At 34.6% G+C, this 15,303-nt stretch carries 16 protein-coding genes; 7 read left to right on the forward strand and 9 right to left on the reverse strand.

What is annotated here, in order from left to right; translation table 11 throughout:
* Window positions 1–118: 118 nt before the first annotated feature.
* Both BCR24_RS12170 and BCR24_RS12175 read left to right on the forward strand, forming a co-directional pair.
* On the forward strand, window positions 119–745 hold the full coding sequence (locus tag BCR24_RS12170; RefSeq protein ID WP_069640793.1) for an MBL fold metallo-hydrolase: 627 nt from the start codon (window positions 119–121) through the stop codon (window positions 743–745).
* A gap of 137 nt (window positions 746–882) precedes the next feature.
* Window positions 883–1,584: a histidine phosphatase family protein gene (locus BCR24_RS12175; RefSeq protein WP_100630359.1), complete on the forward strand. Its 702-nt coding sequence runs from the start codon at window positions 883–885 to the stop codon at window positions 1,582–1,584.
* A gap of 388 nt (window positions 1,585–1,972) precedes the next feature.
* On the opposite strand, the gene BCR24_RS12180 is transcribed toward BCR24_RS12175, so the two are convergent.
* Window positions 1,973–2,464: a PTS sugar transporter subunit IIA gene (locus tag BCR24_RS12180; RefSeq protein WP_069640795.1), complete on the reverse strand. Its 492-nt coding sequence runs from the start codon at window positions 2,462–2,464 to the stop codon at window positions 1,973–1,975.
* A gap of 179 nt (window positions 2,465–2,643) precedes the next feature.
* Here BCR24_RS12180 and BCR24_RS12185 point away from each other — a divergent pair, with 179 nt between their 5' ends.
* Window positions 2,644–3,474, forward strand: coding sequence for an undecaprenyl-diphosphate phosphatase (locus BCR24_RS12185; RefSeq protein WP_069640796.1), 831 nt, complete (start codon window positions 2,644–2,646; stop codon window positions 3,472–3,474).
* Window positions 3,475–3,721: 247 nt separating this feature from the next.
* Window positions 3,722–5,638 carry a heavy metal translocating P-type ATPase gene (locus BCR24_RS12190; protein WP_069640878.1) on the forward strand — a complete coding sequence of 639 codons (1,917 nt, stop codon included), beginning with the start codon at window positions 3,722–3,724 and terminating at the stop codon, window positions 5,636–5,638.
* Window positions 5,639–5,682: 44 nt separating this feature from the next.
* Here BCR24_RS12190 and BCR24_RS12195 read toward each other — a convergent pair whose 3' ends face one another.
* The 3 genes from BCR24_RS12195 to BCR24_RS12205 form a co-directional block, all read right to left on the reverse strand.
* Window positions 5,683–6,324 (reverse strand): HD domain-containing protein, encoded by a 642-nt coding sequence (locus BCR24_RS12195; RefSeq protein WP_069640797.1) that lies wholly within the window; start codon window positions 6,322–6,324, stop codon window positions 5,683–5,685.
* 83 nt (window positions 6,325–6,407) lie between these two features.
* Window positions 6,408–7,031: a DUF47 domain-containing protein gene (locus BCR24_RS12200; RefSeq protein WP_069640798.1), complete on the reverse strand. Its 624-nt coding sequence runs from the start codon at window positions 7,029–7,031 to the stop codon at window positions 6,408–6,410.
* Window positions 7,032–7,043: 12 nt separating this feature from the next.
* On the reverse strand, window positions 7,044–8,021 hold the full coding sequence (locus BCR24_RS12205; protein WP_100630367.1) for an inorganic phosphate transporter: 978 nt from the start codon (window positions 8,019–8,021) through the stop codon (window positions 7,044–7,046).
* Between the two features lie 280 nt (window positions 8,022–8,301).
* Between BCR24_RS12205 and rpsT the strand changes: the two genes are divergently transcribed.
* Window positions 8,302–8,556 (forward strand): 30S ribosomal protein S20, encoded by a 255-nt coding sequence (rpsT, locus tag BCR24_RS12210; RefSeq protein WP_010764753.1) that lies wholly within the window; start codon window positions 8,302–8,304, stop codon window positions 8,554–8,556.
* 185 nt (window positions 8,557–8,741) lie between these two features.
* Here rpsT and BCR24_RS12215 read toward each other — a convergent pair whose 3' ends face one another.
* The 5 genes from BCR24_RS12215 to BCR24_RS12235 form a co-directional block, all read right to left on the reverse strand.
* On the reverse strand, window positions 8,742–8,999 hold the full coding sequence (locus tag BCR24_RS12215; RefSeq protein WP_069640800.1) for a hypothetical protein: 258 nt from the start codon (window positions 8,997–8,999) through the stop codon (window positions 8,742–8,744).
* 82 nt (window positions 9,000–9,081) lie between these two features.
* The gene (gene holA / locus BCR24_RS12220) at window positions 9,082–10,113 is read right to left on the reverse strand and encodes a DNA polymerase III subunit delta (protein ID WP_069640801.1); all 1,032 of its coding nucleotides are present in this window, start codon (window positions 10,111–10,113) and stop codon (window positions 9,082–9,084) included.
* A gap of 49 nt (window positions 10,114–10,162) precedes the next feature.
* On the reverse strand, window positions 10,163–12,505 hold the full coding sequence (locus tag BCR24_RS12225; RefSeq protein WP_239574097.1) for a DNA internalization-related competence protein ComEC/Rec2: 2,343 nt from the start codon (window positions 12,503–12,505) through the stop codon (window positions 10,163–10,165).
* Window positions 12,468–12,977: a ComE operon protein 2 gene (locus BCR24_RS12230; protein ID WP_069640803.1), complete on the reverse strand. Its 510-nt coding sequence runs from the start codon at window positions 12,975–12,977 to the stop codon at window positions 12,468–12,470. Before BCR24_RS12230 ends, BCR24_RS12225 begins: the two co-directional genes overlap by 38 nt.
* Window positions 12,978–13,144: 167 nt before the next feature.
* The gene (locus tag BCR24_RS12235; RefSeq protein WP_167351681.1) at window positions 13,145–13,771 is read right to left on the reverse strand and encodes a helix-hairpin-helix domain-containing protein; all 627 of its coding nucleotides are present in this window, start codon (window positions 13,769–13,771) and stop codon (window positions 13,145–13,147) included.
* 97 nt (window positions 13,772–13,868) lie between these two features.
* Here BCR24_RS12235 and BCR24_RS12240 point away from each other — a divergent pair, with 97 nt between their 5' ends.
* Both BCR24_RS12240 and BCR24_RS12245 read left to right on the forward strand, forming a co-directional pair.
* The gene (locus tag BCR24_RS12240) at window positions 13,869–14,381 is read left to right on the forward strand and encodes a sigma-70 family RNA polymerase sigma factor (RefSeq protein ID WP_069640805.1); all 513 of its coding nucleotides are present in this window, start codon (window positions 13,869–13,871) and stop codon (window positions 14,379–14,381) included.
* Window positions 14,382–14,472: 91 nt separating this feature from the next.
* On the forward strand, window positions 14,473–15,297 hold the full coding sequence (locus tag BCR24_RS12245) for a hypothetical protein (protein WP_069640806.1): 825 nt from the start codon (window positions 14,473–14,475) through the stop codon (window positions 15,295–15,297).
* The last annotated feature ends 6 nt before the right edge of the window (window positions 15,298–15,303 follow it).

Consider the following 15,303-nt stretch of genomic DNA (forward strand, 5'->3'; position numbering starts at 1 on the left):
TGAGTGATAGGAAAATAAAAGTAAAACATCCGTAATTTTAACTAACTCCACCTTTTGATTCTACTCTAAATTAGGTTATACTTAGAGAAGAATCTTATTTACTAGGAGGCAAATTATTGTGTTAAAAATCGAACGTATCCCAACTGGTACAATCCAGGAAAATTGTTACTTAATTTACAATGAAACAAGCCTTTTGATTATTGATCCTGGTGCTGAAGCAAAAAAGATTACGGAAATGATCGAGAAAACCGACACTACACCTGTCGCTATTTTACTGACACATACTCATTATGATCATATTGGTGCAGTTGAAGAACTACGTCATCACTATTCGATTCCTGTATATGTCAGCCCACTTGAACAGGACTGGTTATCTAACCCAATTTTGAATTTATCTGGTTTAGGTCGGCATGATGATATTGCGGATATCATTGTGCAGCCCGCCGACATAGAATTTGAATTGATTGATTATGATTTAGGCGGTATTCGTTTTTCCGTTGTTCCAACTCCTGGGCATTCGATAGGAAGTGTAAGCTTTATTTTTGACGACTTTGTTGTCACAGGCGATGCGTTGTTTAAAGGAAGTATCGGCCGTACCGATCTTCATACTGGTGATATGCAACAGCTTCTCCACAGTATCACTACGTATCTTTTTACTTTACCCGATGAATTTCCAGCCTACCCTGGCCATGGAGATGCTACAACCATCGAGCATGAGAAAAAGACAAATCCTTTTTTTAACTAAATTCAGACTATTATCAACGAACTTAAATTATTTAAGATGGTAAAAAAGCAAGTTGAAAAGAAGGAATCGTTGTTCTATTTATACTATCATGATTAAAGGCTGATAGAATTTCTCAGCCTTGAGATTTAGGAGGAAAAATTATGAAACCGACAACACTATATATCATTCGCCATGGAAAAACGATGTTCAATACAATTGGCAGAACACAAGGTTGGTCCGATACCCCTTTAACAAAAGAAGGCGAAGAAATCATTCGCTATTTGGGGTTAGGTTTAAAAGATACGGTATTCCAAGAAGCATATTCCAGTGACAGTGGCCGTGCCATGCAAACTGCAAGGATCATTTTGCAAGAACATGAAAATGGTGCTGCCATTCCATACGGAACCGACAGTCGTATCCGCGAGTGGTGTTTTGGCTCTTTAGATGGTGGTTATGATGGTGAATTGTGGGGAGTTGTTCCTAGAATTCTAGCATTTAAAGATTATGAAGATATGATGACCAACAGAATAAGTTATAAAGACTTAGCAGATGCGATTATTGCGGCAGATACTGCAAATTGGGCTGAACCTTATGACAAAATTCGTGAACGTGTTTGGAGTGGCTTTGAAGACATTGCTCATCACCGAGAAAAAAATGGGGGTGGTAATGTCATGATCGTTTCTCATGGCTTGACGATTTCGTTTTTACTATCACTGATCGATAATCGTTTACCAATGCAAATTGGACTGGAAAATGGTAGCGTAACAAAACTCACCTATGAAAATGGGTCATTCACTATTGATACAGTCAACGATACTCATTTTATTGACAATGGACGTGGTATTGCTTCCGCTCATTAAACTCAAAAGAAGCATCTAGAAGAAAACGTAGCTGTTTTCTTCTAGATGTTTTTTGAATGGTTGAACAATAGTCTAGTTTAAATCGTTTTTTACGATCTGAACAGCTCAATTATGTGATTGCGGCTATACGCTTTATCTTGATCACTGAACATTGGGTCGCTAAGATATAAACTCCTTCTCTTCTAAATCGATTGCAGCTCAAATAGTATATTTGAAACATGATTTCAAGTATGCTGTCATAAAAAGAAAAAAGGTAAGAAATAACCGTTGAAGTTATCTCTCACACTTTTTAAATCCAGATAGCTGATGGAATCATTGGCAAGACTTTCCTTTTTTAAAGTTACAACTTCACTCAAACAGAATGGGACGTCACCTGATCTCGTCCTAATTAGGCGTTAGCAATACCAATTTCATCTCCTGCACTGACATTACCTATCTTAGTAAGTTCAAAGCTTTTCACCGCATCCATATTCGTAATCACAACAACCATATCGATTGCTTTATCAGCTGACGTTATTGCTTCCAAATCAACTTTCGCAATTAAAGTTTCTTGAGTCACTTTGGCTCCCTCGCTTACTTTTATATTAAAAGGCTCTCCATTAAGTTCGACTGTATCAATCCCCATATGAAGCAAAATTTCTAAACCATTTGCCATTTTCATCCCAACTGCATGTTTTGTTTGAAAAACACTTAAGACTTCTCCAACAATAGGTGAATAAATATCACCTGTCTCAGGAATTACGGCAAATCCATCTCCCATCATTTTTTGAGAAAAAACGGGATCATTGACTTCACTAATAGGAATTAGCTTCCCAGTTGCCACAGCATAAAGCGTTTCATTTAATTGAATTGTTTCTTTCTTTTTTAAAAATCCAAACATTTATTTTCTCCTCCAATTTTTATGAATAATAATAGTATAGAAAATTCTCAGAATAATTACAACAAAGAATCCATTATAACTAAATTTTTCTAACACTAATGAAAAGTTAGTTGGTTTTTTTAATATGAAACGGTATACTATTAGTGATTTATTATTTTATTCTAGAAAGGATTGAACCTATGCTTTTATCAAATTTATGGAAAGCAATTATTCTAGGGATTATCGAGGGAATAACTGAATGGCTACCAATCAGCAGTACAGGGCATTTAATTTTAGTGGATGAATTTATTAAAATGAATCTCAGCAAAGATTTCATGGAAATGTTCAATGTGGTGATCCAACTTGGTGCGATTATGGCAGTTGTTTTGCTCTATTTTCATAAGCTGAACCCCTTCTCACCACAAAAAGATGCGACCGAAAAAAAGGATACTTGGATTCTTTGGTCAAAAGTTGTTGTTGCCTGCGCACCGGCTGCGATCATTGGGATACCGTTAGATGACTGGTTGGAGGCAAAATTCCACAACTTTTTTACAGTCTCTTTGATGTTGATTGTTTATGGGATTGCTTTTGTTGTGATTGAAAAACGTAATCGAAATCACATACCAAAATGTACAGATTTACGTAATTTTACTTATAAAGCTGCTGCTGTCGTTGGTTTTTTCCAAGTACTCTCATTGATTCCAGGAACCTCCCGTTCTGGCGCAACCATTTTGGGTGCAATCATTATTGGTGCCTCTCGCTTTGTTGCAACAGAATTTTCATTTTTCCTTGGCATTCCTGTCATGTTCGGTGCAAGCTTTCTGAAAATAGGTAAGTTTATTATGAAAGGTAATTCATTTGGGTTCACCGAAACGTTTATTTTATTAGTCGGTTCGATTGTCGCTTTCGTTGTTTCGATCATTGTAATCAAGTTCTTACTAAACTATTTAAAACGAAACGATTTTACTGCATTTGGATGGTATCGAATTGTACTGGGTGTTTTACTGATTAGTTATTGGTTATTTTCATAGTTTATTTAGAACCGATTTTATCGGTTCTTTTTTTATTTTTCGTGCAGTCCAGTTGTTGGCTTATTTCTATTTCCAATGATAATGATTATCATTACTAATTAGAATAAATATACTTTCAAAAAAACATGAAAGCTTATTTAACAACATTAATGCCAATTGATAATTACTATCGTTCTCATTTAGACATTTCCGTTATCATTTAAGATTTATTTATGCTATGCTCTATTTGAGGAGTGATAAAATGAAAATTTCAGAAGAAAAAAAAGCACTACTAGCCACCATACTTTGTCTAATATTTATGGTGATTGGATTTATTTTAGAAAAATCAGGTACAATTTTTTACCCTATTAGTTTTATAGTAGCTATCATTTTTGGCGGGTTTAAACAAACCAAAGCAGGTCTACTAGAAACTGTTGAAAATAAACGTCTCAATGTTGATTTACTTATGGCCTTAGCTGCTATCGGTGCCTGCATTATTGGTAATTGGTTTGAAGGAGCTATGTTGACGTTTATCTTTTGTCTTAGTGGTGCATTAGAAGAATATACGACAAATAAAAGTAAAAAAGAAATCTCCAGTCTAATGAATCTACAACCTGAAATGGCTTTGCTATTAAATGAGCTAGGTAAAACAACTGAAACGCCTGTGAAACAATTAAAAATCGGTGATTTACTGCTTGTTCCTAAAGGAGCACGCATTCCCATTGATGGTATTTTGACCAGAGGTTGTTCAACGATTGATGAGGCTGCGGTCACTGGTGAGTCTATCCCAACTGAAAAATCAATTAATGATCCCTTGTTTGGCGGAACAATCAATCTAGGCGAAGCAATTACAATGACAGTGAATACTACGAGCGAAAATACGCTATTTTCAAAAATCATTCGTTTAGTGGATGAAGCACAAAATACCCCTTCACAGATCGCAAGTTTTATCGAAAAACTAGAAAATACCTATGTAAAAATCGTTTTGATTGCAATTCCTATGATGATTTTAATTCCTTATCTATTTTTAGATTGGTCTTGGAATGAAAGCTTTTATAGAGGAATGGTATTGTTGGTCGTTGCATCTCCTTGCGCATTAGTCGCTTCTGCAACTCCCGCTACATTGGCAGCAATTTCCAATGGGGCAAGAAATGGTGTGTTATTTAAAGGCGGAATTTACTTAGAAAATTTAGCTTCTTTAAAAGCAATCGCTTTTGACAAGACTGGAACTTTAACTCGTGGTATTCCAGTTGTTACGGATAGTGTCTTTTTAAAAAATAAGCAGGAAGGTTTAAATGTCCTTTTAGCAATGGAAAGACAATCCACACATCCCTTAGCTCAGGCAATAATAACCAGATTCGACAATGAGACAACTACACTCTATGATCAGATAGAAGTAAAGAATATCACTGGATTTGGAATGGAAACCACGATTGACTCAACAACGTGGCGTGTGGGGAAAAATACCTTCAACACACAAATAGGCGAAAAAAAGGAATTGGAAAACGAAGTTGCTCGGTTACAAAATGCAGGAAAAACGGTTGTTTATCTATTTCAAGAACAAGAAATCGTCGCTTATTTTGGACTTTTGGACATTCCTAAACCTGAAGCATATAAGGTGATTGCTTATTTTAAACGATCTGGGATTCATACTACAATGATTACTGGCGATCATGAAAAAACTGCCCTTGCTGTAGCATCACAACTTGAAATTGATGAAGTTCATGCTGATTGTTTGCCACAAGACAAAACAACAATCATCAAGCATCAAAAAGAAACTTATGGTGTCAACGGAATGATCGGTGACGGGATCAATGACGCACCCGCTCTTGCTAATGCAGCTATTGGCGTTGCAATGGGTGAAGGGACAGATATAGCGATGGATGTAGCTGATATAATCTTAATACAGAATGACCTAGAAAAGCTACAAATGAGTCATCTTCTTTCTAAAAAATTAAAACGAATCGTCACGCAAAATATTCTGTTTTCTTCTAGTGTCATCCTATTCTTGATTCTATCAAACTTCTTTCAAATCATCAATTTGCCACTGGGTGTTATCGGTCATGAAGGAAGCACAATTCTTGTTATCTTAAACGGATTGCGGATGCTAAAAACGATTCCTCTTGAAAAAACAACTATGTCTGAAAGCAAATATTCTTCGCAAACAGCAGACTTTGTCCAATAATAAAAATGACTGCAGCCTATAATCTTTTGGCTCCAGTCATTTTTTTACTCATTCCACTCTTTCATAAACTCTTTTAAAAATTCTTCTAAAAATTCTTGACGTTTTTGCCCAATTTTTTTTGCGTAATTTGTATTTAGTCCTGTATTTAGCCGTATGATCTTCTCGTAAAAATGGTTGATGACCGTGCTATCTTTTCGATATTCACTTTTTGATTGAAGTGTTCTAGGTAAAATTTTTGGATCATAGATAGGATTTCCTTTATGGCCGCCATAATAGATTGTTCGAGTAATGCCAATGGCTCCCATAGCATCTAAACGATCAGCATCTTGTACAATTTGGCCTTCAATGCTAAGCTTTTCTCTTGTTCCTGTCAGTGTTTGACTAAAAGAAATGTTTTCCACTATATGAATGATTCGTTCAACTACACTAACAGAAATGGTAAGACTAGCCAAAAACTCACTTAGTTGTTTATAAGCATCTTCTGGATCAGAAACTAATTTATCATCCACTGTATCATGAAGATAAGCCGCCGCGATAACAACAAAGTGATCACATTGTTCTGTATCAGCAATTTTATTTGCTAAGCGGACCACTCTATTGATATGATCCATGCCATGTCCCGTTTGGTCTTTTAGCATAATTGCCTTTGTATAGTTTTTGATTGCCTCTATATTTTGATCGCGCATTCTATTCCTCCAAACGATGTACCTGTAGGGATGTCGAAACTTTTACCTCGAATTATCATCATTCTATGATTAATAACTCATGGTTAACTATTTTTAATGACTAGTCCACCAATTACATTGACTACAGATTCACTTGCATTTAATAATTCTTCTAACTGATCATAGACATTTTTCCAGCGAATAACCTCAACTGGATTTTGCTCGTTAGTGAATAATTCTTTAAGAGATTCACTATATAATTTATCCGCTTTTCCCTCAATTTCACTTACCTCATTAATCATTGTATGCAGTGTTTTGGAATTCTTAAATTTTGCAAATTCTTTTGTAGCAGCTAAAACACCCACCGTTGCCTCTACTCCGTAAGTAATAAATACCATGGCGTTATCATTTAATTCTTTCACAACTAAGCTACTTAACAAATAGGCAATACTGTTGATTGTATCCAAGACATCATCTAAGCGTTGTGTTATTTCAACAATATCTTCTCTATCAATCGGTGTAATAAACGAAATATATAATTCACTTAAAATTTTTTGAACGATTTGATCTCCTTCTTTTTCCAATACGTGAATTTTTTCAGCTTCTTCCTCTAATTTTTCAAGTGAATAATCCATTGCAATCATTTCTAAAAGCTCTGCCGCTTGATGTGCATTCATTGCCAAACGTTCTAATTCACCAAAATAATCGAATTGCTTTTTTCTAGCCATCTTATTCTCTCCTTAAAATACCGCCATAAATAGTTTCGCCATAACAAAGGCAATGATCCCACAACCTGGAAAAGTCAAAATCCAAGCAATCAGCATCTCTTTTACAATGCACCAATCGACACTAGATACACGTTTCGAGGCACCAACCCCCATAATTGCAGTTGTCTTTGTATGTGTGGTAGATACAGGAATTCCAAAAATAGATGCTGCAAACAAACAGACTGCTGTACTTAAATCCGCCGCAAATCCTTGATAAAGTTCCAATTTCACCATATCCATTCCAACTGATTTAATAATCCTCATGCCGCCCACTGACGTACCAAATCCCATTGTGACTGAACACAAGACCATGACCCAAACCGGAATAATAAAGCCTGAACCTGACTTTTCTGCTAGATTATTATAATAGAGCCCTAACATAAAGACTCCCATAAATTTTTGACCATCTTGAGCACCATGTAAGAAGGCATTAGCCGCCGCACCGAACGCTTGACCATAGGTAAATACTTTATTAGCAGTTCTTCTAGTTACACCTCTGAAAAGGATTACAATTAGCTTCGTAACAAGAAATCCTCCACCAAATCCCATTACCGTAGAAACCACTAGTCCAACTAATACTTTGGCCCATTCAGTTCCATTGACAGCTCCAAGTCCTCCTAAAGCCATTGCTGATCCCGTCAGACCAGCGATCAATGCATGACTCTCACTTGTTGGAATTCCAAAATACCACGCTGCAACAGACCAAACTACGATCGAAAATAATGCAGCGGCTAACGCTACTTGCGATGCATTTCCATGCGCATCAAAGCTCACGATATTACTAATTGTTTCAGCAACTTGCGCATTAAAGTATGTCATCACCAACGCACCAAAAAAATTCATGACAACAGCCATCCAGATCGCAACGTTTGGTTTTAAAACCCGTGTCGAGACAGCGGTTGCAATTGCATTTGGCGCATCTGTCCAGCCATTGACAAAAATAACGCCCATAACAAGAGTGACCGTTATAATTAAAGCAATATTCACATTGACACCACCATTTCATTTTTCCCCTGCTATGATAGCATATTTTTTATAAAAAGTATCTAGTTTTCTGATCAAACTTAAAGTCATTAAAGTTTTTCACATAAAGAAAACCGTAATTTCACTGTTAAGGAAAAAAACTTGTCATCTTTTATTGCAATGCCTGTTTGGATTAGGTATAATGATTAGTGTTGAATTACATATGGATTTTCCTGTGTAAGACCTTAATTTATCGGAGGTGAAAGAAATGCCAAATATTGAATCTGCAATTAAACGTGTACGTACTAACGCTAATAAGAATGCTCAAAATTCATCTCAAAAAAATGCTATGCGTACAGCTATCAAGAAATTTGAAGATGCTGTAGCTGCTGGTGCTGACAATGTTGATGCGTTATATACAGAAGCTATTAAAGCTGTTGATATGGCTGAAACAAAAGGATTAATCCATAAAAACAAAGCAGGCCGTGACAAATCTCGTTTAAGCAAAAAATTAGCAAAATAATGATTTGTAGAAGTTAACATTCGTGTTAACTTCTTTTTTATTAAAAAAAGACTGAATTATAAAGCTTAGCATTTTATCATCCAGTCCTTTAAAGCCGAAATTCACAATGGTGCGCACTTTTGTTTCAGTCACATTTCTATAAATTAAAACAGGTCAAAATTTCGTTTGACTCGTTTAAACTACTGCTACTCAATTAGATAAACCGCACTAGCTGATTGAATGATTGTTTCGTTTTTACTTGTTTGACCTGTCTGTCCCCATCTAACGTAAACCTTTTGATCGTCAGCCAGAATTTCTTGAATTTCTAATCCAAATTGTCCATAAAGTTCAAGGATATCCTTTACATGTTCAATATAATCTTGAGGAGATTTTGTTATGATATACTCATTTTCCGATTGAACTTGATGTGCAATAACCTGTACACGCATAAGATCATACACCACTTAAAGATTGCTCCCTGATCGAACCTCTCTGAAAAATATTTCAATGATTTTCTTCGATTCATTCATAATAAATCCTCCTATTTTAGCGAGTCACTTGCCCAGATAATTTGAGAATAAACAATTCAAAGAGCAACTCTTTGTCCATCTGACCTGTTTTCATTCTAAAATCATTTTCTACTAATTCGTCATAAATTGCTTCTAGACGATCTAACTCAAAGCGTCGCACTTGCTGTAAAGCAAGTTTAATACGATAAGGGTGAATTTTTAAGGTTTCCGCAATATTTGCTTGTTGATACCCTAATTTGGCTAAGATTTTTGTTTGTAAAAATAGGCGGATTTGATTTAATAAAATAGCATTTAATTTAATGGTCTCTTCCCCCTGAAGAAGTAGATCTTCATACAATTGAATTGCTTTCTCACTAGATCCAGATAAGACCTCGTTTGTTAAATCAAAGACATTATGTTCTAAAGATTTTGGTACGAGTTCTTTGACTCCATATAAAGAAATTATTTTATTTTCAGAAGCATATAAAAATAACTTTTGCAATTCACCCATTATTTTTGAAAGATTTAGATCTGTCAGCTGTACTAATAAATCAAATGCTTCAGGTCGTATTTCATACCCCTCACTTTGAATTGTTTGTTCTACATACTGCCTTACTTCACGCTCTCCCATGGGATTTACATCAATGACTTCTGCCTGTTTTTTGATTGCTTTCGTTATTTTTTTACGTTCGTCTAATTTTTCGACATTTGCAATAAAAACTAAGATAGTTGTTGGTGAAGGCTGTTCCAAATACTTAAGCAAACTCTCGATATCATGATCAAGTCCGTTCGTTCTTCTTTCCGCCGTTAAAAAATAAGGATTTTCTATAAATACCAAGCGATAGTCTCCAAAAAAAGGAATCGTCTCAGCTTCTTCTATGGCTATAGATAGGGGAACCTCCTCCATATCAAAAGAAGAATAATTGAACTGATCATCTTCTGTTTTGATTAATTGATCCATCAATTCTGTCTTAAATAACTCGCCCAAATAACTCTCTGTTCCTTGAATTAAATAGACAGAAGCAAACTGCTGTTGTCTTACCTGTTTCAATGCCTCTTGTAAATTCATAAATTCCCTCATTTCTCTTTTCAATCCTATCATGTCATTTTAAGAATTGCTAGTCTTCTTTCAGGATTGTTTTAGCTGGAGACATATCTGAAAACGGAGTCCATTCATAATAAATCATGCCATTTTTATTTGTTTGAAACTGTTTGATTTTAAATTGCTTTAATGTTTCTATAGTTTCTTTATGAGGATGATTAAATCTATTATTACGCCCGCAAGAAATAATGCTCTCCTTTGGCTCAATACTTTGAATAAACAAAGGAGTAGATGACGTTTTACTGCCATGATGTCCAACTTTAAGTACATCAACCTTCAAGGATGGAAATTGTTTTACTAACTGTTCCTCTCCCTCTTTTTCTAAATCTCCTGTAAATAGGAAACCTCGCCCAGCAACTTTTGTATAAACTACCATTGAGTCTTTATTTTCTCCAGTGCCTAAATGATCTGGGGCAAGGGTTTTCAGTGGAATATGATCACTAACTGAATCTCCAATTAAAATTGGATAACATTTCGTTCCACTCTTTTTTAAGTACTCAATCATAGAGAAAAAAGCTATTTTCTTATCTGTGCCAACAGGAAAATAAATGGAACGAATTGGAATTTTCTCATTAATTGCTACTAAATCACCAAAATGATCGATGTGTCCATGAGTAATCAATACTTTATCTAGATACTTAACACCTTTACTTTTCAAATACGGAATTACTGAATAATCTGCATTGCTTGTTTGCTTTGTTTTAGTCGCCCACTTTTCCTTTTTATAGTCCAATTTCCCACCAGTATCAATCAATATATTTTCTTGATGAAAGGGGGTCTGTATAAATATGCTGTCTCCTTGTCCAACATCAATAAAGGCAATTGTACCATTTGGTGATACATATTTGCTATACATCAACAAGAATAGCGCAATTCCAACCAAATATACTTGTTTGGATTGGTTTAACAACATATGCAAAAATAGAAGCATCAGCGAAAGCATTACGAGAAAAAGTATAGGTGAAAATACCCCTGTAACAATGGTGTGAGTAGTATTTTGACTTAACCATTCAAAAAATGATTGTTGGACAGAAAAATAAATTTCCAAGGTATCAATGATAAAAGTAGCTTTCAGTAGGAATGAACTAAGTAAACTAATACTTAATACTGGCAACATAAATCGTTCAAAAACAGGCACTAATAAAAATGTATATACACTGCTCGTTACCTGCCATTCAAAAAATGTTAACCCCACCAACGGAATGATCGTCAGATTTAACAATAGAGAAAAATAATACGTTTGCAAATAACGATTGCTGACTTTTCTTACAATAGGATAGACAAATAAAATAAAAAAAGATAAACCATAACTTAATTGACCAGCTGCGGAAAAAAGAAGATACGGTTGAAAAAATAAACATAGCATCAAGGTTAAACTCCAACAATCCAATGCAGATAGCTGCCATTTAAATTCTCGATTACTCAAAACCAGCATACACTGAAGCAATGCTCTAACAACACTAGTTGAAAAGCCAGTGAAGCCTGCATACACAATTGAAAATAGTAATTGTAACCAAAATAATTGTTCTAAGGTAAGTCCACATTTTAAAAATATATACCGAAAACGTCCAATAAAAAAAGTTACATGCATTCCAGATAAACTGAATAAATGAAGAATACCTAAATTTGAAAACATTCCTTCTTTTTGAGAAAATTCACTTGATTTAAACCCAAAAATCAATGTTTTAAGATATAAGGTCGTCTCTTTTAAAAATGTTTTATCACAGTGATCGATTCCTTTTTTTCGATAGCTACTTAACCAAGCTAAGAGTTCATAAAATTTTGGTTTCTCTTCTTGAATTTTATGTATCTTCTCAATCGTCAATGTTTGATAGATCCCATTTTCTTTTAAATAGTTTCGATAATCAAACCCATTCAAATTTGTTTTTGACATAGGGGTTTCAAATTCACCTGAAATATTGACTTTCAATGGCTGATTTACTTTTTGCCAACTTTGCTTTTCTTGTTCAGAGGTCAATCGATAAAATGCGACAATCTTCCGCTTTTCTTTATTAGATATCGTAATATTCCCCTCTAATTGGAGGCGATCACCATCGATTTTAACTTGATCGGGTAATACAGATAAGTCTCCAATTATTTGGTGTGTTTCTGGAAATTTCTCTAGTTCTTCTTTTCTCAAAATCCTTACACAGGAAACGATCATAATACACATACATAAAGAACTAGCACCAATAATCCATTTGTTTCCAGTATAGAGGACTCGACTAATTATATAAAACCAAACAATTCCTGTTAATAGAGTTGGTTCTAAAACTAAAAAAACAGTTCCTATTATTACTAAGACTGGAAAAATCCAGTAATTATTGATCAGCTTGAGGTGCTTCTTCCACTGAAGCAATCTCATCTTCTCCTAATTGTAATTCAGCAAAATACTTCTTAGATAAACTGACTTGATCTACTGTAGCTCCTACTTGTTTGATCAAAGCTAAAGCATATTCATCATTGCGATAATCCTTTAAGTAATGAATTTTTTTGATTCCTGCTTGTAAAATCATCTTAGTGCATTGTAGACAAGGAAAATGCGTTACATAAATCTCAGCTCCCTCTGTCGGGATACCAAATTTAGCACACTGTAAAACGGCATTCATCTCTGCATGGATTGTCCTGACACAATGGCCATCAACAATATAACAGCCATCATCGATACAATGAACATCAGCACTAACTGAACCATTATATCCGCCAGCAATAATTCGTTTATCTCTAACAATGGTTGCGCCTACTTCTAATCTTGTGCACGTACTTCTTAACGACAACAAAACACTTTGTGCCATAAAATATTGATCCCAAGGGATTCTCTCTAATGTCATATTTTACTCCTTTTTAATGATTATTTATTTTCTAAAATTCATTTTGCTGATTTCAATTTAATATTAGGTTATACAAATAGTAAATTATAGAAAAAGTCTCGTCAAGAACCTATACATGATATTTGTAAAATAATTATTTTCTCTTTTTTGAAAATCGTTATCAATTTTTATAAAGTAATCAAATCTTTTAGTTTTTCAAACGTTTTTTCACCAAAACCTGAAATGTTTTTTAAATCTTCGATCTTTTTAAAACCTCCATTTTCTTCCCGATAGCGAATGATTTCCTGCGCTTTTTTTTGACCGATGCCTGGTAAATTTTGTAGTTCACTTTCGCTAGCTTGATTAAGATTGACTTTGCTTGTATCGTTCATTGCTCCATTTTGAGAGTCAGCTTTGCTTGTACTACTTTGAACTTCTTCCCCTACTTTTGGAACGTAAATCACCATTTGGTCAACAACCCGTTCAGAAAAATTGACGTACTTTGTATCAGCTTCATCACTGACCCCTCCTGCAAGCATTACCGCGTCCCAGACTCGCATGTTTGCGTTCCCTTCGTACATCCCTGGTTTTTTAACAGCGCCCTTTATATCGACGTATAGTTGCTGAGAAGACGATTCAGCTTCTGATGAATGAGTTGAAATTATTGAGGTCATGGTTCGTTCAGCTTCGGAAACTTCTTTTTGATTTTTTTGAACAAACAAAAATAAAAAAACAACGCTAACAATAATAACAATCATGCTAACAGCAATTGTATAATACTTATATTTATCTAATAACCTACGAAAATCCATCATTTCCTCCCTTCAAAATTAATATACGCGTTATTTCTATTTTTTCATGATAGAAAAGAACAAATTTGATCGTATAATAGAGTAAGAAGGTGATAAAGAGATGGAGAAGGAAATTGTAGCGTTATTAATTGGTAAAGATTTTTTGGGGTTAGAAAAATTGATTGATCTTTTAGGTACAGATATCGTTAAATGCATCCGCGCAATTTTGAATCATTCTGATGAGATAACTTATCGTAAAGAAGCTGAAAATGAGGTGTTTTATCGTATTTGGCAAAAAATTGATCACTATGACGCACAAAAAAGTAGTCTAAAAACATGGTGTCTGACCCTAACACGCAACATTTGTTTAGATAAAAAACGTGTGATCATCCGTGAACGAAATATTATTCCGATGGATCAGCTACCAGAAAACACTTTAGTCGAAGACTATTTTGAGAAAGAAAATTTCTTAGATTTATTAAAACATCTAACGGAAGAGGATCAATTGATTTTTCTAAAATACTATTATTATCAAGATAGTCCTAATGATATTGCCAAAGATTTAAAAATGGAGGTTTCACAGGTTTATAATCATCTGTCACGTGGGAGAAAAAAGATTAAAGAATTATTTTGATCCGCCCATCGGACTATCTGGCTTAAAAAAAGATAAAATCCGATTGTGGCAAAAGCACCTGCTACACTTTTATTTTAAGGAGGAATTTAAAATGGTTAATCCATTCAAAACAGTCATTAATCAGTTTAATAATGAAATAAATAATCGTTCAACAAAGGAACTTAATGCTCAACAAAAAAGGAATTTATTCAATCAAACTAAAATGTATATATTTCTTCAAAGCTTTATTGAGAAAATCAAGCCCTACCTTGAGGAAGGAGAGGAAATCCATGCGTACTTGCCAATGACAAATGATGGACAAAATGCTTCTGTCGTAGGCCTGGGTCTAATGGGAATGTATCATCCTGAATCGCCCGAAGCAAAAGCGTATGTAAAAGATTTTAATGATCTTAGGGGCAACAGGTTGTTGATTTTTACGAATAAAAAAATGATTTTTACAACAATCATTGAATTTTTAGATCAACGAACTTTTTTTAGCTATCCCTATTCAACGATCAAAGCCATCACACTTAAAGAAAATAAAATGACCTATTTTGATTGGGACGAGTCTTTTCCACCTAAACGTGTTGCTCTTTATACCTACACTTTCGACTTTGAATCTGAAAACCATATTTTTTCAGAGTTGTTAGGCCAACGTGATGCAGATATTTTAAAACGGCAATTGCTGGAAATTCCAGCACTGCAAACCATTCTGGTTACGGAGAAAATATATCGCAAACGAACATTTGATAGAGTTGTTAACAACCCTATCTTGGCGTATAAAGTCACTTTTTACTTTTTTAACATTTTAGCTGCAATCGTTTTACTGCTCTTTGCTTTAGGTGGCTTTTTTCATATTGGTCCGTTTAAATTTATCTTTGACCTTTCCACAGCTATTGTTATAAAAAGTAGCATGTTATTTCATTTAATCTCATAGGCTAGT

It is taken from the genome of Enterococcus ureilyticus (assembly GCF_001730315.1).
Lineage (GTDB): Bacteria > Bacillota > Bacilli > Lactobacillales > Enterococcaceae > Enterococcus_L > Enterococcus_L ureilyticus.